Source organism: Methanobrevibacter gottschalkii DSM 11977 (assembly GCF_003814835.1).
Lineage (GTDB): Archaea > Methanobacteriota > Methanobacteria > Methanobacteriales > Methanobacteriaceae > Methanocatella > Methanocatella gottschalkii.
In genome coordinates this window covers 283,025-304,471 of the sequence record NZ_RKRG01000002.1, presented here as the reverse complement: position 1 = coordinate 304,471, position 21,447 = coordinate 283,025, and the positions used below count along the sequence as shown (strand labels likewise).

At 28.5% G+C, this 21,447-nt stretch carries 24 protein-coding genes; 9 read left to right on the top strand and 15 right to left on the bottom strand.

What is annotated here, in order from left to right; all coding sequences use genetic code 11:
- Window positions 1-24: 24 nt before the first annotated feature.
- The gene (locus EDC42_RS05320; RefSeq protein WP_069574490.1) at window positions 25-1,107 is read right to left on the bottom strand and encodes a LicD family protein; all 1,083 of its coding nucleotides are present in this window, start codon (window positions 1,105-1,107) and stop codon (window positions 25-27) included.
- Between the two features lie 168 nt (window positions 1,108-1,275).
- On the opposite strand from EDC42_RS05320, the gene EDC42_RS05315 reads away from it, so the two are divergent.
- Window positions 1,276-2,274, top strand: a complete 999-nt coding sequence (locus EDC42_RS05315) for an acyltransferase (protein ID WP_069574489.1) — start codon at window positions 1,276-1,278, stop codon at window positions 2,272-2,274.
- Window positions 2,275-2,333: 59 nt separating this feature from the next.
- Here the strand turns inward: EDC42_RS05315 and EDC42_RS05310 are convergent, their stop codons facing one another.
- The 6 genes from EDC42_RS05310 to EDC42_RS05285 all read right to left on the bottom strand — a co-directional run bounded on the left by EDC42_RS05310 (window position 2,334) and on the right by EDC42_RS05285 (window position 7,036).
- Window positions 2,334-3,377 carry a glycosyltransferase family 2 protein gene (locus EDC42_RS05310; RefSeq protein ID WP_123833429.1) on the bottom strand — a complete coding sequence of 348 codons (1,044 nt, stop codon included), beginning with the start codon at window positions 3,375-3,377 and terminating at the stop codon, window positions 2,334-2,336.
- Between the two features lie 100 nt (window positions 3,378-3,477).
- Window positions 3,478-4,173: an IspD/TarI family cytidylyltransferase gene (locus EDC42_RS05305; RefSeq protein ID WP_069574487.1), complete on the bottom strand. Its 696-nt coding sequence runs from the start codon at window positions 4,171-4,173 to the stop codon at window positions 3,478-3,480.
- 12 nt (window positions 4,174-4,185) lie between these two features.
- The gene (locus EDC42_RS05300) at window positions 4,186-5,154 is read right to left on the bottom strand and encodes an NAD(P)H-dependent glycerol-3-phosphate dehydrogenase (protein ID WP_069574486.1); all 969 of its coding nucleotides are present in this window, start codon (window positions 5,152-5,154) and stop codon (window positions 4,186-4,188) included.
- A 438-nt stretch (window positions 5,155-5,592) separates the two neighbouring features.
- Complete coding sequence (locus tag EDC42_RS05295; protein WP_069574485.1) at window positions 5,593-6,060, bottom strand: flavodoxin; 468 nt, start codon at window positions 6,058-6,060, stop codon at window positions 5,593-5,595.
- Window positions 6,061-6,387: 327 nt separating this feature from the next.
- Window positions 6,388-6,738, bottom strand: coding sequence for a HEPN domain-containing protein (locus EDC42_RS05290; protein WP_158005582.1), 351 nt, complete (start codon window positions 6,736-6,738; stop codon window positions 6,388-6,390).
- Window positions 6,731-7,036 carry a nucleotidyltransferase domain-containing protein gene (locus EDC42_RS05285; RefSeq protein WP_069574483.1) on the bottom strand — a complete coding sequence of 102 codons (306 nt, stop codon included), beginning with the start codon at window positions 7,034-7,036 and terminating at the stop codon, window positions 6,731-6,733. The genes EDC42_RS05290 and EDC42_RS05285 overlap by 8 nt, the downstream gene beginning before the upstream one ends.
- Window positions 7,037-7,529: 493 nt before the next feature.
- On the opposite strand from EDC42_RS05285, the gene EDC42_RS05280 reads away from it, so the two are divergent.
- From EDC42_RS05280 to EDC42_RS05255, 6 genes are all read left to right on the top strand, one after another.
- The gene (locus EDC42_RS05280; protein WP_069574482.1) at window positions 7,530-8,300 is read left to right on the top strand and encodes a uroporphyrinogen-III synthase; all 771 of its coding nucleotides are present in this window, start codon (window positions 7,530-7,532) and stop codon (window positions 8,298-8,300) included.
- Entirely contained in the window at window positions 8,293-9,396 is a 1,104-nt protein-coding gene (locus tag EDC42_RS05275) for a glycosyltransferase (RefSeq protein WP_069574481.1), read from the top strand. Before EDC42_RS05280 ends, EDC42_RS05275 begins: the two co-directional genes overlap by 8 nt.
- A 4-nt stretch (window positions 9,397-9,400) precedes the next feature.
- Window positions 9,401-10,495: a UDP-galactopyranose mutase gene (gene glf / locus EDC42_RS05270; RefSeq protein WP_069574480.1), complete on the top strand. Its 1,095-nt coding sequence runs from the start codon at window positions 9,401-9,403 to the stop codon at window positions 10,493-10,495.
- A gap of 9 nt (window positions 10,496-10,504) precedes the next feature.
- On the top strand, window positions 10,505-10,774 hold the full coding sequence (locus EDC42_RS05265) for a signal recognition particle subunit SRP19/SEC65 family protein (protein WP_069574479.1): 270 nt from the start codon (window positions 10,505-10,507) through the stop codon (window positions 10,772-10,774).
- Window positions 10,775-10,776: 2 nt separating this feature from the next.
- Window positions 10,777-12,186 carry a single-stranded-DNA-specific exonuclease RecJ gene (gene recJ, locus EDC42_RS05260; RefSeq protein WP_069574478.1) on the top strand — a complete coding sequence of 470 codons (1,410 nt, stop codon included), beginning with the start codon at window positions 10,777-10,779 and terminating at the stop codon, window positions 12,184-12,186.
- Between the two features lie 346 nt (window positions 12,187-12,532).
- Complete coding sequence (locus EDC42_RS05255; protein WP_069574546.1) at window positions 12,533-13,336, top strand: DUF7839 domain-containing protein; 804 nt, start codon at window positions 12,533-12,535, stop codon at window positions 13,334-13,336.
- Here EDC42_RS05255 and EDC42_RS05250 read toward each other — a convergent pair whose 3' ends face one another.
- Complete coding sequence (locus EDC42_RS05250; RefSeq protein ID WP_069574477.1) at window positions 13,337-14,620, bottom strand: DEAD/DEAH box helicase; 1,284 nt, start codon at window positions 14,618-14,620, stop codon at window positions 13,337-13,339.
- A 35-nt stretch (window positions 14,621-14,655) separates the two neighbouring features.
- A complete protein-coding gene (locus EDC42_RS05245; RefSeq protein ID WP_069574476.1) occupies window positions 14,656-15,516 on the bottom strand; it encodes an SPL family radical SAM protein in 861 nt (286 codons plus the stop codon).
- Window positions 15,517-15,575: 59 nt separating this feature from the next.
- Between EDC42_RS05245 and cas4 the strand changes: the two genes are divergently transcribed.
- Both cas4 and EDC42_RS05235 read left to right on the top strand, forming a co-directional pair.
- Complete coding sequence (gene cas4, locus EDC42_RS05240; protein ID WP_069574475.1) at window positions 15,576-16,262, top strand: CRISPR-associated protein Cas4; 687 nt, start codon at window positions 15,576-15,578, stop codon at window positions 16,260-16,262.
- 6 nt (window positions 16,263-16,268) lie between these two features.
- Window positions 16,269-16,718, top strand: a complete 450-nt coding sequence (locus tag EDC42_RS05235) for a thermonuclease family protein (protein ID WP_069574474.1) — start codon at window positions 16,269-16,271, stop codon at window positions 16,716-16,718.
- A 141-nt stretch (window positions 16,719-16,859) separates the two neighbouring features.
- On the opposite strand, the gene EDC42_RS05230 is transcribed toward EDC42_RS05235, so the two are convergent.
- The 6 genes from EDC42_RS05230 to EDC42_RS05205 form a co-directional block, all read right to left on the bottom strand.
- Window positions 16,860-17,255 carry an RDD family protein gene (locus tag EDC42_RS05230; protein WP_069574473.1) on the bottom strand — a complete coding sequence of 132 codons (396 nt, stop codon included), beginning with the start codon at window positions 17,253-17,255 and terminating at the stop codon, window positions 16,860-16,862.
- A 9-nt stretch (window positions 17,256-17,264) separates the two neighbouring features.
- A complete protein-coding gene (gene hypE, locus EDC42_RS05225; protein ID WP_069574472.1) occupies window positions 17,265-18,287 on the bottom strand; it encodes a hydrogenase expression/formation protein HypE in 1,023 nt (340 codons plus the stop codon).
- 281 nt (window positions 18,288-18,568) lie between these two features.
- The gene (locus tag EDC42_RS05220; protein WP_069574471.1) at window positions 18,569-19,948 is read right to left on the bottom strand and encodes an MFS transporter; all 1,380 of its coding nucleotides are present in this window, start codon (window positions 19,946-19,948) and stop codon (window positions 18,569-18,571) included.
- A 384-nt stretch (window positions 19,949-20,332) separates the two neighbouring features.
- Complete coding sequence (locus EDC42_RS05215) at window positions 20,333-20,707, bottom strand: 30S ribosomal protein S8e (RefSeq protein WP_091699535.1); 375 nt, start codon at window positions 20,705-20,707, stop codon at window positions 20,333-20,335.
- A 191-nt stretch (window positions 20,708-20,898) separates the two neighbouring features.
- Window positions 20,899-21,129 (bottom strand): hypothetical protein, encoded by a 231-nt coding sequence (locus tag EDC42_RS05210; protein ID WP_091699536.1) that lies wholly within the window; start codon window positions 21,127-21,129, stop codon window positions 20,899-20,901.
- A 12-nt stretch (window positions 21,130-21,141) separates the two neighbouring features.
- Complete coding sequence (locus EDC42_RS05205) at window positions 21,142-21,417, bottom strand: hypothetical protein (RefSeq protein ID WP_069573804.1); 276 nt, start codon at window positions 21,415-21,417, stop codon at window positions 21,142-21,144.
- Window positions 21,418-21,447: the final 30 nt, after the last annotated feature.

The window sequence follows — 21,447 nt, the reverse complement described above, 5'->3', positions numbered from 1 at the left end:
ATTAAAATATGAAAAAATAAAAAACTACTCGAATTCGTCATTAATCTTTTTAAGTTCATTTATAGCAAGTTTAAATGATTCATTCATATCTTCAATTGAATCAAAGAAACGAGAATTATACTCTGAGTATCCGTGCATTACAATAGCTTGTGGGATACTCATATAACTTTCACCATACCATCTTTTAAGCAACTCTTCAGATTTATTTGGGCATTTAAGATCATATCCTTCAAATTTATGTGTTTTTACTGGGAAAAACATGCTTGAATCATAAGATCCTACATATTCATCAGATCCATCTATACCTTCACCAACATATTTAGTTTTCTCAAGAGTTAAGCCTAATTTATCAAAATGCTTATTAAATTCTTTTTCATAAGAAAAATCATCATCTGCAAAGAAATTTCTAAATGACACTTTAGCCGGACGATAATGTTTATCATAATGATTTAGGGATTTTTCTTCAATATAGTCATATGGAAATATATCTAACCTAACCATCGGTTTTAGCCAACCTATCTGTAAAAATAATGATTTACATAAATTCGGTAACTTTTCATTATACTTACTATCAAATTGTTTAGGTGCTTTATTATAATCGTGAAAATAAACATCATGCCCCAATTCTTCATCATAAAGAGTTTTAACATTATTAAAATAATTTTCTCTAAAACCGACTAATTTTGTTAAACCAATATTTTCTTTTAAAAATTTGTGTTTATTGATTTCGGAAGGCAATACCTCGATTAATTTATTATAATCATTTCTAATCATGATGATATCACAATCATCATCCCATGGAATAAAACCATCATGACGAATAGCACCCAATAAAGTTCCATAAGCTAAACAATAATCTAAATTGTATTTTTTACATATATTATCAATGAATCTTAATAATTCAGCATACAATAATTGAATATTCCTTAAAGTACCTTCAATTTTAACATCAGATGACTTGAATAAATAATTTAATGTATAATTAATCTCCTTTTCATGTGTTTTTTTCTTGTGGAATGGTTTAGCTAATTTGATACAAAACAATATAAATCTCTCAGAATAACGAATTTTTTTAGGTAATTTATAATAAAGTTCAGTTAAATTCATTTAAAAAGCACCAGTAATGTTTATTTCAAAATATCATATCTAATATTAACAATTAATATATATTTTAGGAATTATTAATAATAAATATATTACATTACAAAACAATAATAATATTAAAACTAGTTAAAAAAAATAACTATATTTACTCATTTAACCCTAAACAATAATATGAAAACCAAAAAAGAGAGAATATTTTATTACGATTTTTTAAGAGCATTTGCAATTATTGCAGTTATTATTTGCCATGTGGACTATTTTTTTGGCCCACTAACAAGTACAACACAAATAATTGTTCAAATGACTTTTCATGATATTGGAAGAATTGGTGTGCCAATATTTTTAATGATAAGCGGAGCGCTTCTATTAAATCGCGAATATCCTGATTTAAGTCAATTTTTAAAGAAAAGATTTGTAAGGATTATTTACCCATTTATCTTTTGGATAATACTTATTTTAGCTCAAATATATTATTATGGGGGCAATCCAACATATCTCTGGAAAGTATTTATTGGTGAACCCTCAATTACTTGGTATTTTTGGGTTTTAATTGGAATTTATTTATTTCTACCAATACTCAATTCATTTGTAAAAGAATATGGTGAAAAAGGTTTAAAATATTTTTTAGCTATATGGTTTAGCATTATAATTTTACAAACATTTAATGTTTATCCATTGTGGACTAACCTTGATTTAAGCTATTTTGCTGGTTATGTTGGTTATCCAGTTTTAGGTTACTACTTAGAAAATAAAGAATTTAAACTAAATAATGAAAAAATTTGTATTCTAGGAGTTATCACTCTTTTAATTTCATTAAGTTGTTTTGTATACTTAAATTACATAAATAGTACTGCTATCCATTCTATTTATCAGAATATCCCAATTGTATTTATGGGATTAGGTTTATTCATATCTATTAAGTATGCAGATAAATTAAACAAATTTAAAGCGATAAAAGATAACTTCATTGGCAAAAGCATTATTTCTTTAAGTATATGTAGTTATGGAATGTACTTTTCACATGTAATTGTAACTAAATTTTTATCTTATTACAATCCCCATTCCAATCTAATGTTTCCATTAATGTTCATAATGATAATTTTTTTATCTTGGTTAATGCCTTATATTTTAAGCAAAATTCCTTATGTAAGAACATTTAGTGGAATATGATCCATATTAAATCAATCTTCATTCAAAAGATTAATTTTTTATTATATTTTTAGAAAAAACTATTCCTTATGACCCCATTTTCTATACAAATTTTTAATTTTTTCATTATTATACAGAATAGAGTAAATATCAGAAATAATAATTGCTAAATAAAAATGTTTTTTTAAAATCAATTTATTTAATAATATGAGTTCCTTTCTTTTAAGAACAACTTCTTCATCTAATGATTTTTCAAAATAATAAATTTTCGGGACAGCTTCTTTTTTTTCTTTCATAGATAAATTCGAAAATATTAATAACAAACTTCCCATATTACTAATTAAAATCCGCTCTTTAGAAAATGGAATATCCTTAATTAACTCCATCACATTAGCAAAACCTTTTAAAAAATAGTTAAATTTAGATAGGTTATGAGTATGAATTACAGAATCTTTATTTTCAAATACATTATACATATATAATGAATCATTAGGCAATAATGTAACTTTTTTTGAGTTAATTAGAGTTTTAAAATAAAAATAAGTATCTTCAGCCAATGTATCTTCTGGAAAAGAAATATTATTTTTTAATATTAACTCTTTGTTAAAAATTTTACCCCATGGTGCAACATGATTATAACTAAGTAAAATAAAATTTCTTTGATTTAAAAAAGGATTAATATTAATTACATCTGATTTATCATTACAATCATGTAAAATATTAATTTTCATTCTCTCCCCATTCATATTCCAGAAATGAGAACCCATTACAAAATCAGATTTTTCATTAACAATGGTATTATAAAGCAGTTCAAAAGCATTAGGCAGATATTCATCATCAGCATCTAAAAACATTAAGTAAGGTGCTGATGCATATTTAATTCCAAGTGATCTTGGTTTTCCTGGAAGTCCTGAATTTTCCTTTAGAAATATTCCAATAACATTTTCATATTTATCAGCATATTTTTTAATAATGTCTTGAGATCCATCATTAGATTTATCATCAACTAAAATTAATTCAATATTCTTAAAACCAATTGTTTGATTGATGATAGAATTTATTGCTATTTCTAAAGAATCAACAGCATTATAAACCGGTGCAATAACACTAATCTTAAAATCCATACTTCCACACTTAAAATTGTCCATTTTATCAATAATATTTACAATTAATTTAATAATACTTTATATCCCTTTTTAGATATTTAAACATTATTTACATTAGTTAATTTTTAAAAATAGATTCAGCTAATTTAATATCAAAAGGACGAGTTATTTTAAAATTATTTTGATCGCCGGGGAATAATTTTACATCGGCATTCCTTAAATGGAAAAGCACCATAGCTTCATCTAATTTAGATATTTCCTCTTCTGATAAATCTTCATAAATATCTAAAAATTTATCAATGTTAAATGACTGTGGAGTTTGTGCATGACATAAATATTTCCTTAATGGAACACCAGTAAGCTTCCCATCTATTTCTGTTTCAAATATAACATCTGTTGCAGGTATTGCAGCACTAGCTGCACCAACTTCAATTGCGTATTTAATACTATCTTTAATTAATTTTTTAGACACAAATATTCTTGATGCATCATGAGTTACTAAAATAGAATCTTTTTCGCAATTTTGACCTTTCATATATTGAATTGAATTTAATATAGTGCCATTACGAGTTTCTCCACCTTCAATAACAATTATTTTATCATTTTTAGGGAAATATTCATCCATTAAATCATTTGTTTTATCAACACATTCTTTTGGAGAGGATACAATAATTTTATCTAATTCATCAACACTTAAAAATATTTCAACAGAATGAACCAAAATTGGCTTATTATTAATGTTAACAAACTGTTTAGGTTTTCCTTGTTTTAATCTACTCCCTATACCACCAGCAAGTATTGCTGCACAAATCATCAAACCATCTCACTATAATTTATCCCAAAATATTTCAAATGCTTTTTTAGGATTAATTCTATTGATAATTACATCATAAGTAAAATCAACTGTTGCACAATCAATATTATGTTTTTTACATAATTTTTTCATTATTACAATTGTATTTTTTCCTTCAAAAAGAACACCTGATGCTTTCTCATCAATTACAATTCTTTGACCATATAAAACACCCAATGTATGGTTCCTACTTACATTTAAAGTAGAAGCAGTAATAATATCCCCAAAACCACAATAATCATCAACAGTGTTCCTATTACCACCAAATTTTTCTATCATATCTTTAGTTTCATTATAAGTCTTTGTAAATACAGAAAAACGTGCATTGTCATTTATTTTCATCCCTTCACAGATTCCCTGGGATATTGCAATAATATTTTTAATTACACCACAATATTCAACACCAATAACATCACAACTGGCCGAAACTTTGAATCTAAAAGTTGATAGTGCTTTTTCAACTTTTTCAAGGTACTGTTTATTTTCACATGCAATAGATGCTGAAGAAAATGTTCTTTCAACCATTTCAACAGCAATATTTGGTCCTGATAATACACAAGCTGGCCTACCAGTTTCTTCCATGATAACTTCACTCATCCTTTTTTGAGAACCCTTTTCAAGACCTTTAGCAGTGTTTACTAAAACACAATCTTGAGAAATAATATATTTCAATTGAGAACAAACTTCCCTTATTGTAGAAGAAGGCAATGTTAAAAAGATTATTTCTGCATCTTTCAAATCATTTAAATCATTAGTAGCTATTATATTATCTTTTAAACGAATATTTGGAAAATAATCTTTATTAAAACGAGTTGTATTTATTGAATCAACTAATTCTTCCCTTCTAGCATACAGTGAAACTTTTTGAGTATTATCACAGATGGTTTGAGAAATTGCAGTCCCCATAGCACCTGCACCAACAACACCTATATTTGAAAACATAATTTAATATATAATTTATTAATATAAAAAATTAATACTTACCAAGGTTTTAGAAAATCCAATGAAATCTTTAATTTCACTAATGCATTATTCTCATATGAACAACAGAAGTTAAAATACAGTAATTTTTATTTAATATAGGATAAGTCATATCAAAGAAGTTTAATTATCCACACATTGAATAATAGTAATCTGCAGTTGCATATACAATCAATCCGACTCCATCATTTTATCGGCAAATTCCAATATTATACTCTTTTTAAAACATTTCATCAGGAGTCTACATTACATAAATGCTTACATGATCCAATGTTAATTAATTTTAAATTCTATTTTACAGCACCATTACCATAATCAATTGCTCATTTTATAAATTCATCACAGAAACCTGAGTTTCCCGATTCTTGTTGAATAACTTATTACAAACTAATTTTTTATTCACAAATCCTGTTCAATCCATTCTTTTGCATTTGAAACATTACCAGTGAATCGAATACCTTTTGTAAAATTAAGTTCAGGATAGGTGGCTTTTAAATCATTTACACACTTGTCAACCCCAGATCCACCGGAAGTGCAAAATATTTTAATTTTTTTACCAGTTAAATCAACACTTTCGATGAATGTGTTAATTATTGTAGGTGCAGTATACCACCATACCGGAAAACCAATTACAACAGTCTCATATTCACCTACATCACATGATTCAGAAATTGGAGGTCTGAATGATTTATCATTCATTTCAATAGTTGATCTTGACTGTTTGTTGGTCCAGTCAAGGTCTTCAGGAGTATAGATTTCTTCTGGAACAATTTCAAATATATCATAATCATTATCATTGGCTATTTTTTCAGCAAGATTTTTGGTAACACCACTGGCTGAGAAATATGCAATTAAAACATTAGTCATTTTATCACCTTTAATAATATGATATATATTCCAATTATATAATTGTTTACATTTACAACAATATTATAAAAAGCAGTTTAAAATTTAGTTAATCTAATTCCATATGTATTATCAAACATCCAATCAAATACCAGTTGCAAAAATCATAATAATCCCTTGAATTAATTTAAATAAATATTAATTCCTAATCGCAATGAATGCGGAAAAGTTAATAAAATATGGTGAAAATAAGAAAAAATTAAACCCAAAATTATTCAGCAAAAAATCAAAAATCAATTTTGGCGAACCCTCCAGATTAAAAAAAAGTTTTTAGAGCAATCTTTCAGCTTAGGCTATGAATCTTTCAGCTTGTTTGATTCTACCATGTGCAATTTCTTTTGAAATTGCATCAATAGCATCATAATCAGCATTATCCCTTAAGGATTGCGTACCTGAAAGATATTTGGCAATATTACTGTCAAAATCTCCCTTTTTAACATAATCCCTACCAAAAATACCAATTAAGGATTTATGTGAACTTACATCATAACCATCTCTAACAAGTAATGCTTTTGCTGATAGAAACATTGCATAATATGATCTTCCAACAGAATCCCCATATTGCCCTATTTCGTATAATGCTCTACTGGAGGTTAATTTACTTTTTGCTTTTTTGATGAATGCTTCACATTCATCCAATTTCAACACCATCCTTTAAAACATTAGTTAAGAAATTGAAATTTTTAGTTTCCTCAAATTGTTTTTCAGACAATATATGTGGAGAGATAAGTTCTTGTGTGTCTAGGACAACTTTGAAGACTTCATCAGTTATTAATGAATCAATTTGCTCCCATTCATTAGATATAATCAGAATATCAATATCAGAGTCTTCAATATCGTCTTCGCGAGCAACAGAACCAAATAAAATAATTTTAATGATTTTATCTGATTTAATTGCATTTGCGAACTCACGAGCAATCTCAATCCTATCATGCATTACAATCACCGAATAAATATATTATGATAATTGATATTATTTATCTCATATATTATAAATACTTGCAAACTGTGACTTTATAAAAAAGCATAAAAATAACTAATGAGGAATATAAGTTATGAAAACAATCAATCAGACCACCAGAATGATATTTATAACCCTAACTATTTTTAATAAAAAACAGTTGAGAAACCAAAAGATATGCAAAGATTTTAATTTTATGGTTGTGTCCCATCCTCAAATAAGAATAAAAAAAGTTTAAGCTCTAAATTTTAAAGAAATTAATCATTAAATTTCTCTTCAAGAATGGTTGGAAATTTATCACTAAAATAACCATTAGAATTCCAATTTGTCAAATCTGATATTCCATGAATTGGACATTTGAAAAAAATTTAATTAATAGTTCAATCTAAATTTTAATTATTTAAAGTATAATAAGTATTGGTAAATGGTAAAATTTTACCTTACTTATAAATTGATGAAGGTAATATAAATGTCGAAACCCGTTGTTGCAATAACAAGACCTGAAGATAGAGCAAAAAAGGCTTGTGATATTGTAGAAAAATTAGGTGGAGAACCTTTTTTAGCACCAACACTTGATTTGGAACCTGTAAACAGCAAATCTTTAAAAGATTTAATTAAAAGAAAGGATGAACTTGACTGGATTATTTTTACATCCCCTACAACCATCGTTTCACTGAATAAATTTTACCCTGATTTTTTAGGAAGTTTAAATTGTAAATTAGCTGTTATTGGAAATAAAACTGGAAAACTTGCTGAAGAAAACGGACTTAAAGTTGATTTAATTCCTGAAGATTTTACAGCAGAAGGTTTGATTGAAGAGTTTAAAGAAAGGAAAATAACAAACCAAATTATTGGAATTCCTAGAACTTTATCTGCAAGACCAGTCTTACCAGAAGAGTTAGAAAAAATGGGAAATACTGTGATTCTAGCAGAAGCATATAAATCTTTATTTCCAATGGATAAAAAAGCGGTAAAAGAATTAATTTCTAAAATTGAAAACAAAGAAATTGATGCAATTACATTTACAAGTCCATTAACTGTTGAAAACTTCTTTAAGATAATAGAGAATAAAGAAAAAATTGCTAAACTGCTATCTGACAACATACTTACCGTTTGTATTGGACCTATTACTGCAAAAGTTTTAAAAAAATATAATATTACTTACATTCACCCTGATACTTACACAGTTCCAGATATGATGGAATTGTTATTTAAAAAATGGAGAGAGCAAAATGAATGATAAAATAAGCATTATTTTACCAATTTTTAATGTTGGTGACCATCTCAGAGGAGGAATTGACTCACTTATTAATCAAACAATAGGAAATGAAAATTTGGAAATAATAATGGTCAATGATTGTTCAACCGATGGATCCGATAAAATCATAGATGAATATGCGGAAAAATACGACTGTTGTATTGCAATCCATCATGAAAAAAACAGTGGTGCGGCATACACACCACGTAACACCGGCATTGATGCTTGTACCGGGGATTATATAATGTTTTTAGATCCGGATGACCGATACACACCAGATGCATGTGAAACATTATACCATGCAGCTAAAAAAAATAATGCAGATGTTGCTTTTGGTCGTTTTAGAAGAATATTTGAATATGGCGGTAAAGTTCAAAAATCGTTCTCGCCCTACATTGACACTCTAGAAAATAGCTATCCAAATGAAACTTTTGATACTGCAAACTTTTTAGATGTTCCAGATTTCATTTGGGATAATTTTGTTGAAAGATTTCTTTATGGCAAAACCTTAGAAGTAACTTATCCAAGGGATGTTCCAATTGACACTATCCATGTTGAGAATATCGAGCAGGAACCAGATTTATTAAAAATGGCTCCTGCTGTCTGGAGTAAAATCTATAAAAGAGAGTTGATTACGGATAATAACTTACGATTCCAGCCATTTGTTTCAGGTGATGATATGGCATTTTCACTCGAAGCACTATTAAAAGCAAAGGGAATTGTGTTTTTAAACAATTTCATGTGTTATAATTACTACATCAGGGATTTGCCTAATGATAAATCCATTACCAATACTGTTAATGTTAGACTTTTATATGAATTAATGGAATCATACATTTACTGCAGACAATGTACTGAAGGATTTTCTAAAGAAGTTCAAACTGTCTCCATAAATCCACATTTACTTCATTGGACTAATTCTTGGAAAAGCTCTCCATTTACCAAAGAAGAAAATAAATTGTTACTTAGTGAAGTAAATAAACTTAAAAGCATTCATAATACAGATTTAAAAACTAAAATTTTATTAAGCTCAATTTCAACCGCAATTGAATCTAAAATTCAAATTCAAAAGGAGTGAAACAATGGCCGATTATAAATATGTGATTGTAGGTGCTGGACTTTCTGGTTTAACAATTGCTGAGAGAATTGCAAATGAATTAAATGAAAAAGTATTGATAATTGAAAAACGTGACCACATCGGAGGTAATGTTTATGATTTCTACAAAGACGGCATACTAATTCAGAAATATGGACCTCACATTTATCATACAAATTATAAAAAAGTTCACGATTACTTATCTAAATTTACTGAATGGACAGATTATGTGCACAAAGTTTTAAGTTATGTTGATGATAAGCTCGTACCAATGCCCATTTGTATAGATACATTAAATAAATTATATGATTTAGATTTAGATGAAAATTCAATGAAAGAATGGATTGAGGAACACAAAGAAGACATTGACGAGATAAAATCCTCTGAAGATGTTGTGCTGAAAAATGCTGGTCGTGATATTTACAATAAATTATTTAAAAATTATACAGAAAAACAATGGGGGACATCAGCAGCTAATTTAAGTCCAGCAGTCATTTCAAGAATTCCATTCAGATTTAATCATGATGACAGATACTTTAGTGACACTTATCAAGGAATGCCTAAAGAAGGATTTACTAAAATGTGTGAAAACATGGCAAAATCAGACAATATTCATATTGGCCTTAATTCCGACTATAAAGATTATATTGGTAAAATTAATTATGAAAAATTAGTCTACACAGGTCCAATCGATTACTTTTACGATTACAAATATGGGGAATTGTTATACAGATGCTTAAATTTTGTATATGAAGTTTTAGATGAAGATTCATATCAGGAAGCAGGTGTTGTAAACTATCCAAATGACCCGTATTTTACAAGGATAACTGAATTTAAAAAATTAACTCAACAAAAAGTTGGTGGAAAAACTGCTATTATGAGAGAATATCCCGGATTCAATGGAGAAAAATGTTATCCCTACCCTACTCAGGAATATCTGGATAAATTCAAATTATACGAATCAGAAATGGAAAAAGAAGAAAATGTAATCTTTGCAGGTAGACTTGCAAAATACAAATATTACAATATGGATTTAGTTGTTAAAGATGCATTAGAAATTTTTGAAAATGAAATTAAATAGGTGTTGACTATGATTACTGTTTGGCCACAATATTTAAATAAAAAATTATCCCTCAATGAAGGCCGTAAGATTTCAAAAGAGGATTGTGTAAAAGATCCGACTATAAATGACATAGAAAGGGCATTGAAGAGACTGGGACTTAATTATGAACTTGAAAAAGATAAATCATACCCTGGAAAATGGTATGAAAAATCCGGAAGAGCACTCGTTGAATGGGATAAAAGCAAATTAGAATTAATAAAAGAAATTAGCTTAAAGATTAAAGAAATTAGAAACTGATTATCATGCAAATACCACAATTAATGCACGAGCAATACAGGCAAGCAAAAGAACTTATCGAAAATGCGGAAGACATTAAAGTTTATTCCCATATCGATTGTGACGGTATCTGTTCAGGTGCAATCTTATCAACCATACTAGATAGGCAAAATAAGGAATATGAAATAGAATTTGTGAATTTAGACGTGTTGGATGACATTGAACTTACCCATGAACTTACAATATTTTCAGATTTGGGTTCAGGGCAAAAAATTGATGCAAAAGCTCAAAAAAATCAGAAAATACTCATTTTAGACCACCACCCTCCTTTAAGGGATTTGGACTATAAAAATAACAAGGATTATACTTATTTAGAAATTAATCCCAACCATCACGGTATCGATGGATCATACTATGTTTGTGGTGGAGGATTATGTTATTTTCTTGCAAAAAGATTCGGATATGATGATTTAAGCTGGATTGGTGTTTTATCTGCAATTGGAGATATGCAAAATACAAAAACAGGTCATTTTGAAGGTTTGAATAAAATCATACAACAGGATGCAATTGATGGAGGATACCTTGAAATAATAAAAAGCGACATCAACATTTACGGAAGGAACACCCGCCCATTATTTGTTGCACTTTCTTATTTTAGTGATGTTAAACTTCCAATCACCAATAATACCAATGAAACCATGGCTATTTTAGAGGAGTTAGGTATTGATGAAAAACATAACAGAAAAACTTTAAATGAGTTAACAATGGAGGAAAAAGGTAAACTTTTCCAACGTCTCATGTCCATGCTTACACAGGCCGTTCCACCGAAATATATTCAATATTTACCTCAATTAATCTTAGGGGACTCATATACTTTCTTAAAAGAGGATGAACATAGCTTTTTAAGAGATGGTTCTGAATTTTCAACAGCAATGAATGCGTGTGGAAGAAATCATGAAGAGCAGATAGCTATGGAAGTTTTGAAAGGGGACAGATTTGTTGCACTTGATGAACTTGAAGTTGTAAGTAAAATTCATAGAACAAACCTTGCTAAAGGGATTAGTAGTGTTGCAGAAAATGATGAAACAAATATCATAGAACTCGAAAATTTACAATACTTTGATGGAACCGGAATTGCTCCTGAAATTGTTGGAACAATAACAGGAATGATTTTAGGATACTGTAATTGGAAAAAACCAATTATTGGTTTTACACAAACAGATAGTGACGGTCTTAAAGTATCTCTTAGATGTTCCAGATTACTTTCATATGATGGAATTCACTTTGGAAATATCATACGAGAAGTTGCAAGTGATGTTGGAGGATCTGGTGGAGGTCACGCAATGGCTTGTGGAGCTTACATCCCAATTGATAAAAAATATGAATTTTTAGAAGAGTTTAATAATAGATTAGATGGAAAATTAACAAAATAAACAGATATTGTTCTTTAATCCACATCTATTTAACTTATATCAATTCATATCAGCCGATTTACTTAAACCATCATCATGAACTAAAATTTATTAATATCAATTGATAATCTTAATTTAAAATGTCATTTATAATTTTTAAATAAAATATGATTTTTATTTTAACATGATTTATTTTAAAAAAATTACAAATCAATTAAATTAAAAACCCAAAAAATAAAATAATATTCAAAATTATGCCTAAAAAATAAGACAAATATACCATACAAATCCACCTAAAAAAAGATAATATAAATAATATAAAATTAAATATATAAAATAATCAAATACAATTGAGGAATGAATTATGATGAAAGCATTTAAAAAAAGAGGTGCATTAACTCATTTTCAGATTTTAAGTGAAATCTCAAAACAGGACCCTCACCTCAAACAAAAAGATTTGGCTAATAAATTAGGAATTACAATACAAGCAGTTTCCGAAAACATAAAAACATTAATTGAACAAGGATACATCAGTTCTAAAGACGGCAGATCACCATATAAAATAACTCAAAAAGGTATTGAAAAAGTTAAAAAAGATGCAATTAGTCTTAGAAAATATTCAGATGCAGTTTTAGAGACTATGAACCATTATAAAACTATTTGGCCAGCTATTGCAAGAGAAGATCTCCAAAAAGATGATATAGTGGGTTTATTTATGGATGATGGAGTATTATATGCCCATAAAAAAGAAGAAAATGCAACAGGCATTGTTATGGATAATACTAAAGAAGGAATGGATGTGGCATTATCAAACCTTACAGGAACTATTGATGTAAGTAATGGTGAGGTAACTATAATTAATGTTCCAACCATAAAAGATGGCGGATCCAAAGCTTCTGATTTAGAATTAATTAAAAAAGTTTATGAGAACGGAACAAACAGTGGTGAGCCAATCGATAAAATTGCATGTGCAGGTACTGTTTCACGCGCCATTATCAATAAATTAGAATTACCACTAGATATTGAATATGCTGCTCCAAATGCAACTGCAAATGCTGCACGTAAAGGTTTGAATGTTCTTGCAATCTGTGTTGGTGATATGAGTAAAGCATTTACTCGTGAGCTCGAATCTGAAAAAATAAAATATAATGTTATTGATGGTAAAAAATAATTAATTTTCTCTTACCATCTTCAATAAACCCGCAGCTAATTGCTGTGCGTTTATTTTTTTATTCATACTGTCTTTAATTGAATTAATATAACTGTCTTCCAATTCTCCACGTTCTATACAGTTTATAACTTTATCCAAAATCAGTTTATTTTTAATAGTTTCAACTTCCTTATAAGAAGGAATCTGTTTTTCTGTAATTTTAGTGTTATTAGCTTTTTTAATAGCTGCAAATCTCCTAGTTTCATCCCTGCATACTAAAGTAAAAGCATAACCAAGTTTACCTGCTCTTGCAGTTCTTCCAATTCTGTGGATATAATTTTCAGGGTTTTGAGGAACATCATAATTAATTATAACATCCAAATTATCAACATCCAGTCCTCGTGCTGCCACGTCAGTTGCAACCAAAATGTCAATATTATCATTTCTAAACTTGTTCATCACTTTATCTCTCATTTTTTGAGTCATGTCCCCATGAAGACCGTCAACAGAGTATCCTCTTTTTTTTAAGTGTTTTGCAACATAATTAACACCTTTTTTAGTGTTACAGAATATTAAAGCAAGTTCAACATCAAATACATCAAGTAACCTTGTCATGTCATCGAATTTATATTTCGCATTACATTTAAAAGAATATTGAGTTATTTTTGGAGAGTTCTTCTTGTTTGCTTTAACCTTAATAAATTTGGGATTTCTTTGGTATTTTCTAGCTATTTTTTTAATTTCATCAGGCATTGTGGCTGAGAACAGTAATGTTTGTCTAGTTTTAGGAGTGTTTTTTAATATAAATTCCATATCATCTCTAAAACCCATATTCAGCATTTCATCAGCTTCATCTAAAACAACACTTTCAATGCCGTTTAAATCAAGATTGCCCCTATTAATATGATCAATTACTCGCCCAGGAGTTCCGACAACAATATGAACCCCTTTTTTAAGGACTCTTGTCTGTCTTCCAATTGGTTGGCCACCATATACAGATAAAATTTTAAGTTTTTTAATGTTTGATGCTACTTTCGAAATTTCATCTGCTACCTGCATACATAGTTCTCTTGTTGGACATAATACAATAGCTTGAGGAGATTTATCATCAATGAAAATCTTTTCAATAATTGGAATTGCAAATGCAACAGTTTTACCGGAACCTGTTTGTGCCTGACCCATTACATCTTTTCCTTTTAAAGTTACAGGAATTGATTGTTCTTGGATGGGAGTTGCTTTTGTAAAACCCATTCCTTTTAGTCCGTTTTTAATATTATCAGAAATATTTAATTCATTAAAATTCATTACATAAATATTTAGCTTAATAACTATTTAATTATTTAGATTAATCTAGATTGAACTGATTTTTGAGGAAAATAAGAAATATAGTCAAATACTTCATCAGGTTTGTTTAAAATATCATGTTTATCTGTTTTTTCATTAAAAATAGACATTAATTGTTTATTATTTGGACTTGGAATTGAGTAACTATTTCCAAATTCTTCAATATATTTATCTTTAAGACCCGGGAAATATTCATCTAATTTTTTATAATAGTACTCCCTGTCCCCCTCTCTTAATGTCATCCCCATTTCAAAACAGATTACTCCTTTAACACCCGCATCAATACAATAATTCAAAATGGATTCAATATTCTCAATATTATCATTAATATAAGGTAAAATTGGAGTTAACCAAACAACTGTTGGAATACCATGTTTCTGAAGTATCTTTAAAACTTCAACCCTTCTTGTTGTATTACATACATGAGGCTCCAATATTCTGCACAAATCATCATCAGAGGTAGTTAAAGTCATTTGAACAACAACTTTTGTTTTTTCATTGATTTTTTTAAGTAAATCCAAATCTCTTAAAATCAAATCGGATTTTGTAATGCATGTAAATCCAAAACCATATCTATAAATTAGATTCAGAGATTTTCTAAGATATTCCAAGTGTTTTTCAAGTGGGATATATGGATCAGTCATTGCTCCAGTTCCAATCATAGATTGCGGTCTTTTAAGAAGTTCATTTTTAAGTAACACTAAAGCATTCTTTTTAACTTCAACATCCTCAAATCTATGATTCATATTATATATGTCACTTCTAGAATCACAGTATATGCAACCATGAGTACAACCGCGATATAGGTTCATTCCGTTTTTTGGTGACAGTATTGTTTTTGAATTAATATAGTGCATGAACTTAATTTTAATTTTGAAAGATAAATAATTATACTTCAAAAAACAAACATTGAAATATGGAACAAAAAAACATTACACAATACTCAATTAATTATGAAACTAAACAGCATCCTTCAGTGAAAGGTCTTCAGATAATTGAAGGAAAAAACAATTTCCCCATTAGTTGGTTAAATAAACAAGGATATTGCGAATACCAACTATATCTGGAACATGTAAAAAATATAAAATCACCAACAACACCTGAAATGACCCATGGAAGTGAAATTCACAAGCAACTTGAGGATATATTCAAACAAGAATCTGCACAAGTCAGCTTTGAAGAAGTGATTGAATCATCTAAAAGTGAAGCCTCAATGTCTAGAGAATGCTTTGTCATATCTCCCAAATATGGAATCAGAGGACATATTGATGAAATATGGATGAAACCAGAGGAAATTGTAATAATTGACGATAAACCTGGAAGAACACCTTATAAATCTACAATGAATCAAGTAAGAGCATATTGCCTTGCATTTAAAGACATGTCTGGAGATGATAGAAAAATTAAAGGAGCGCTTCGTGAAAGAGGTACTGAAAATCTCTTCTGGATTGAACCATTCACAGAAGATGTTGAAAAAGAAATTAAATTCACAATTGATAGAATACATGGATTATTTAATGGATCCAAACCATTCATGCCAACTAAAAATCCTAAAAAATGTCATTCATGCAGATTTAAACATGACTGCGAACATGCACAATAGATTAAAATGAATAAAAAATCCATTTCAGTAATTTTACTAATTATTTTTTCAATAACAATAATATTCACTACTGCAAATATATTAATTAATGACAATACTCCACTAGAAAATCAAGCGGGAACCTTAAAAATCAACAATAAAACCATACACTATGAAAAATCCGGAAAATGTTTAGAAGTAATTGATGGAAATACAATAAAAGTTTATGGCATCGGTAAAGTTCAGCTTACACAAGTTGGAAGTCCAAGTAGTGAAGCTAAAGACTTTGTTGAAAATAATTGCCTTGGAAAAACAGTATATCTGGATATTGATGATAAAAAAGTAGAAGATGAATATGGTCGTGCATTAGCTATTGTTTATACAGACACTGTTGATGTCAATAAAGAATTAATTAACAATAACTTATCTGAAATATCTTACTTTACACCAAGTGAATTTAAAAAAGGAGATATTTAATATTCAGAACTAATCAAGTAAATTTTACTTTTCTATTTAATATTTTATTCAAGCATCAGCAGCAATATGACATTTATTTGAAATTAAACTACCAACATATGATTTATTTAAGTTCTTTAATTCTGAAAAATAAGAATGAGCTTAATTAAGCTCATCAATAACAACAGTTTTTGTAATGCTATTAAATAACCTGTCCTTTTTTAATACTTTACCAATACCCCAGTCAAAAATTATTGGAATCCAATAAATTTTAGTTAAATTGCGTACAATAGCTTGAGACCAAGAAATATGTGCACCATTTTGGGATCTTACTTGCAAGTACAATAAAGATTTTCCAACAGAAGCCCCGACAATTTTTTCACATAAAACAAAGTAAATCATTATTAAAATTGGAACTAAATATATAAAATAATGATATATAGGATTATTAGTGCCAATTACTAATGATAACAAATAAGATACAATCCACATGAAAGCTGAAACTACAAAGAAATCAACAAAATATGCAATAATTCTTCTTGAAAATATACTTACCATTTTATCACCTTAACAAACTCTAGGAACCGGATCCGCAATAGGTGCTTCAAGTATCCTTTCACCACCAATAGGAGTGTTAACTACAACATAGTCTCCTTCAACTACTTCACCAATTATAGCTGCATTCTCACCGTATTTTTCATTTTTAATAGCTTCAAGGATTGCTTCTGCCTTATCGGCTTTAACACCCATGACAACTTTTCCTTCATTTGCTACTTCAAACGGATCAATACCTAACATTTCAGATACAGCATGAACTTCTTCTTTGATTGGAATCGCTTCTTGTTCAAGAACAACCCCTACACCAGATTTTGATGCCATTTCATTAATAGCATTTGCAAATCCTCCACGTGTTGGATCTTTCATAGCAGTAACTCCTCCAATCTCCAAAGCTTTTTTAATAATATTCCACATTGGAGCAACATCAGATTTTAAATCAGTTTCAAATCCGAAACCTTCTCTAAAAGACATTAAACTCATTCCATGATCACCCAGACTACCGGTGACAATTATCTTGTCTCCGACTTCCAAAGTTGAATCACGAACAACTTCACCTTTTTTAGCTATTCCAAGACCGGTTGTAACCATTACAATACCCTCAAGTTTGTCCTGAGGCATTACTTTTGTATCTCCAGTAATCACAGCAACATCCACTTCCTCACAAGCTTCATTTAATGATTTGATAATCCTATCCAAATCTTCAATTGGAAATCCCTCTTGCATAATTATTGCATTTGAAATCGCTAATGGACGAGCACCCATTACTGAAACATCATTTATTGTTCCAGCAGCTGAAATCCTACCAATATCTCCTCCTGGGAAGAATAATGGATCAATAGTGTGACCGTCAGTTGTTAAAACAAGTTCATAATCCTCTCCAATAGGTATTGATGCACCATCATCCAATGCATCTAAACTAATACCTCCATTAACACTTTTTTTAGTGATATTATCTAAAATTGTGCTAGCAATTAAATTAGCCATTACTTCTCCGCCAGCACCATGATTCATACTAATCTTATCTTCTGACATTTTATCTCCTAATCAATAATAATTAACGAAATATTATTTGTAAAAACAAGTATATTAATATAATTATAAAAAATTTAAATAAACACAGCCTGTAAAATTTCATAAGCTTTTTCGATTTATAGTGAAAATCCTATTTCAAGAAATCCGTTCAAATTTTTATTTAATCTGAAATTAAAAGGTTAAAAACAATAAGCTAATTAAAAAAGAAATAAAAAATGCCTATTTAAAAACTCAAAAAAGTTAAGTTAATTTAAAAAAATAAGAATTGAAGATAAAAATCTTCAATTAGTTAAATCGTTTTTTCCACCAATTCCTACAAGTGAAGCTATAACTGCAATAAAACATAATAATGTGGATATTATACATGCTGTTTGAGAACTTTTTGTTAATAAACTAAAGTATTCTGGAATTATTGGTACATTACCCATTATTACTGAAAATATTATAGTCAACATTGCAAGACTCATAGTTTGACCTATTACTCTCATTACAGTAATAGATACTGATGCGCTTGGTGTTTCCTCCTGCGGAACTGAACTCATTATCATGTTTGTATTTGGTGATGAAAATATTCCATAACCCAAACCTTGTAATGCCATAGCAATAATTATTACCCATAATGGTGTTGAATAATCTAAAAATATTAATATAAATACTGCAATAGTTACAAAGCCCATTCCAATTGCTGCTAATTTTTGTGAATCAATCTTATCTGAAAATTTTCCTGAAAATGGCGATATTATTGCCATTATAACCGGCGTAACTACCAGTAATATGCCTGTTGTTTGTGAATTTAAACTTAAAATATACTGGAAATGGTAATTAAGTATATATGTTACTACAAATGTTGCAATATAACTTATTAATGATGCAATATTTGAAGATGAAAATCTTTTATTTTTAAATAATTTAAGGTCGAATATTGGATTTTTAATTTTTAAATCAATTACTGCAAATCCAATTAATAAAACTATACCAATTACTGTGAATATCACACCTTTTGTTTGATTTAATATTGTAAATCCATAAATAAAGAAGAATATTCCAATCATATATAATATAGATCCAAATTTATCATAACTCTCATCTTCATACATATTCCATTCATCTTTGACTTTATATAATGATAAGAATAATGCAAGTAATGTAAATGGTATTGTAAAGTAAAATATAGTTCTCCAACCAAAATTATAAGTTAATATTCCACTAATAAATGGTGCAATCGCAAGTCCAATGTATACGCCAGATATTATTATTCCTAATGCTTTTCCCCTATTTTTTTCTTCTACAGCTAATACAACAATACTTGTTTGTGTATTATAAATCATTGCTGTACCAATTGCTTGTATTGCTCTAAAAATTAATAAAGTTATATAAGAATTTGCAAATGTAGTAATTATTGTTCCAATTAAAAACAAAATTAATCCAAGGTTTAATGTTTTTTTTATTCCATTTTTTCCAGAGAATTTTCCAAGAGGTACGGCAGTTATTGCAACAGTAAATAAAAATATATTCACAACCCAATTTTGCATAATATTATTTAAATTAAATTCATTTGCTAGTTGGGGAAGTGCAACTGCAGGTGCTGCTGAGATGAATGCTGCAATAAATGAAGCTATAAAAGATATTATTATAATATAATCTGATTTTTTTAGTTTCATTTTATTCATCCTTCTATTCAATTAATAAATAAATCATTAAATTAATCTTATAGATTATATATCTATATATTAAATATATATGGTTTTTATTAATTTAAGGAACTGTCAGAAAGATTAGCATTTTTGATTTTGAGATTTTATTAAATTTTATCAAAAAAAATAACTCTATTAAGTTTATTATTAGAATTATATTAATTATTTACTCATAAAATAATATTCACATCACTTGTTAATGTAATCTGCTATTTTAATAATTAAAATTCAATTAAACAAAATTAGAATTGGTTTTATCGAAATAAAACTTCAATTATAAAAAAATAAAAATCAAAAAAGCCTATAAAATTAATTACAGACTCAAAAAAAGAGAAATTTAAAGAAAAATCTTTAAATTAAAATTCCGTTAATAACACCATCCTGACCAGGTCTTGATGTTACTTTAGCCTTACCTTCAGCAGTTTCTACAATTGCACCTTTGGTAATGATGTTTCTTCTTACATAGTTAGGGTTTGCAGTGTTTTCTACTACGTTGAGAATATCTAAAACCTTGGTTTTACCATCTGCATCAGTAACATTGATTCTATTACCAGTAGCCAATCTGAGTTTTTCGTTTCCGCCACGAGTTCTAATTTTTCTTAATCTTTTTGCATCTAACCTAGTTTCTGCTGGGTCTCTTCCTAATTCGGATTTTCTTTTTCCACGGTTTGCAACATTTCTTGCACCGGAAGGACTCCTTGTTGATTTTCCTTGAGAAATTGCCATTATTTCACCTAATTAATATAATTATACAAATAATAATCGCTGTCAGTAAGCCTCTTTTCCATTAACTTATCGGCAAGATTTGTGATAAATTAATTTTGAGAGCAAAAAAGAGCCTTAATGAATAATGATATTAAAATATTACTTTATTCTTATATATAAATGTTTTATTTTTAAGGTCAAAAACAGTAATTTTACTTCTTATTTTTTAAAATAAATTCATCGACCAACTTATCAAATTCATCTTCAGTTAATTTTTCATCGGCCGAAGCATCTAAAATCTTTTGAATCTCTTCTTGAGGAATGTCATCCCCCAAAATTGATAACAATAATTCTTTTAAATCACCATCATCAATGTAAGGTTCATTGATTGAACCTATTTGACCATTTTCATCTAAAACATAATAAGGAATTTCTTTATCCATTAATCCCACCTGTCATTCTTCTGGAAATTCATAATATACAATACCATAAGGATCATCATCAAAATACCATTCATTTGGTTCCAATATAAAATCCTCATCAGTGATGAAATCGCTTTCCAACTCATCATCGCCTTCAACTTGAATTACAATATTAACTTCATCACCCAATTGCTCAATATCAATACCTAATTCATCTAAATCAATCACTAACTCGTCTTCATCAACATCTTTAGGAACGACAATTACTATTTCATCTTCCGAGTTAACATTTATTTTTGGATTATCCACGATATCTTCTCCCTTAATATAAATATTATT

Excerpts from the sequence above, each read along its gene's own strand:
- EDC42_RS05320 (WP_069574490.1), bottom strand. The coding sequence starts at position 1,107 with ATGAATTTAACTGAACTTTATTATAAATTACCTAAAAAAATTCGTTAT.
- EDC42_RS05315 (WP_069574489.1), top strand. The coding sequence starts at position 1,276 with ATGAAAACCAAAAAAGAGAGAATATTTTATTACGATTTTTTAAGAGCA.
- EDC42_RS05310 (WP_123833429.1), bottom strand. The coding sequence starts at position 3,377 with ATGGATTTTAAGATTAGTGTTATTGCACCGGTTTATAATGCTGTTGAT.
- EDC42_RS05305 (WP_069574487.1), bottom strand. The coding sequence starts at position 4,173 with ATGATTTGTGCAGCAATACTTGCTGGTGGTATAGGGAGTAGATTAAAA.
- EDC42_RS05300 (WP_069574486.1), bottom strand. The coding sequence starts at position 5,154 with ATGTTTTCAAATATAGGTGTTGTTGGTGCAGGTGCTATGGGGACTGCA.
- EDC42_RS05295 (WP_069574485.1), bottom strand. The coding sequence starts at position 6,060 with ATGACTAATGTTTTAATTGCATATTTCTCAGCCAGTGGTGTTACCAAA.
- EDC42_RS05285 (WP_069574483.1), bottom strand. The coding sequence starts at position 7,036 with ATGCATGATAGGATTGAGATTGCTCGTGAGTTCGCAAATGCAATTAAA.
- EDC42_RS05280 (WP_069574482.1), top strand. The coding sequence starts at position 7,530 with ATGTCGAAACCCGTTGTTGCAATAACAAGACCTGAAGATAGAGCAAAA.
- EDC42_RS05275 (WP_069574481.1), top strand. The coding sequence starts at position 8,293 with ATGAATGATAAAATAAGCATTATTTTACCAATTTTTAATGTTGGTGAC.
- glf (WP_069574480.1), top strand. The coding sequence starts at position 9,401 with ATGGCCGATTATAAATATGTGATTGTAGGTGCTGGACTTTCTGGTTTA.
- EDC42_RS05265 (WP_069574479.1), top strand. The coding sequence starts at position 10,505 with ATGATTACTGTTTGGCCACAATATTTAAATAAAAAATTATCCCTCAAT.
- EDC42_RS05255 (WP_069574546.1), top strand. The coding sequence starts at position 12,533 with ATGAAAGCATTTAAAAAAAGAGGTGCATTAACTCATTTTCAGATTTTA.
- EDC42_RS05250 (WP_069574477.1), bottom strand. The coding sequence starts at position 14,620 with ATGAATTTTAATGAATTAAATATTTCTGATAATATTAAAAACGGACTA.
- EDC42_RS05245 (WP_069574476.1), bottom strand. The coding sequence starts at position 15,516 with ATGCACTATATTAATTCAAAAACAATACTGTCACCAAAAAACGGAATG.
- cas4 (WP_069574475.1), top strand. The coding sequence starts at position 15,576 with ATGGAACAAAAAAACATTACACAATACTCAATTAATTATGAAACTAAA.
- EDC42_RS05235 (WP_069574474.1), top strand. The coding sequence starts at position 16,269 with ATGAATAAAAAATCCATTTCAGTAATTTTACTAATTATTTTTTCAATA.
- EDC42_RS05230 (WP_069574473.1), bottom strand. The coding sequence starts at position 17,255 with ATGGTAAGTATATTTTCAAGAAGAATTATTGCATATTTTGTTGATTTC.
- hypE (WP_069574472.1), bottom strand. The coding sequence starts at position 18,287 with ATGTCAGAAGATAAGATTAGTATGAATCATGGTGCTGGCGGAGAAGTA.
- EDC42_RS05220 (WP_069574471.1), bottom strand. The coding sequence starts at position 19,948 with ATGAAACTAAAAAAATCAGATTATATTATAATAATATCTTTTATAGCT.
- EDC42_RS05215 (WP_091699535.1), bottom strand. The coding sequence starts at position 20,707 with ATGGCAATTTCTCAAGGAAAATCAACAAGGAGTCCTTCCGGTGCAAGA.
- EDC42_RS05210 (WP_091699536.1), bottom strand. The coding sequence starts at position 21,129 with ATGGATAAAGAAATTCCTTATTATGTTTTAGATGAAAATGGTCAAATA.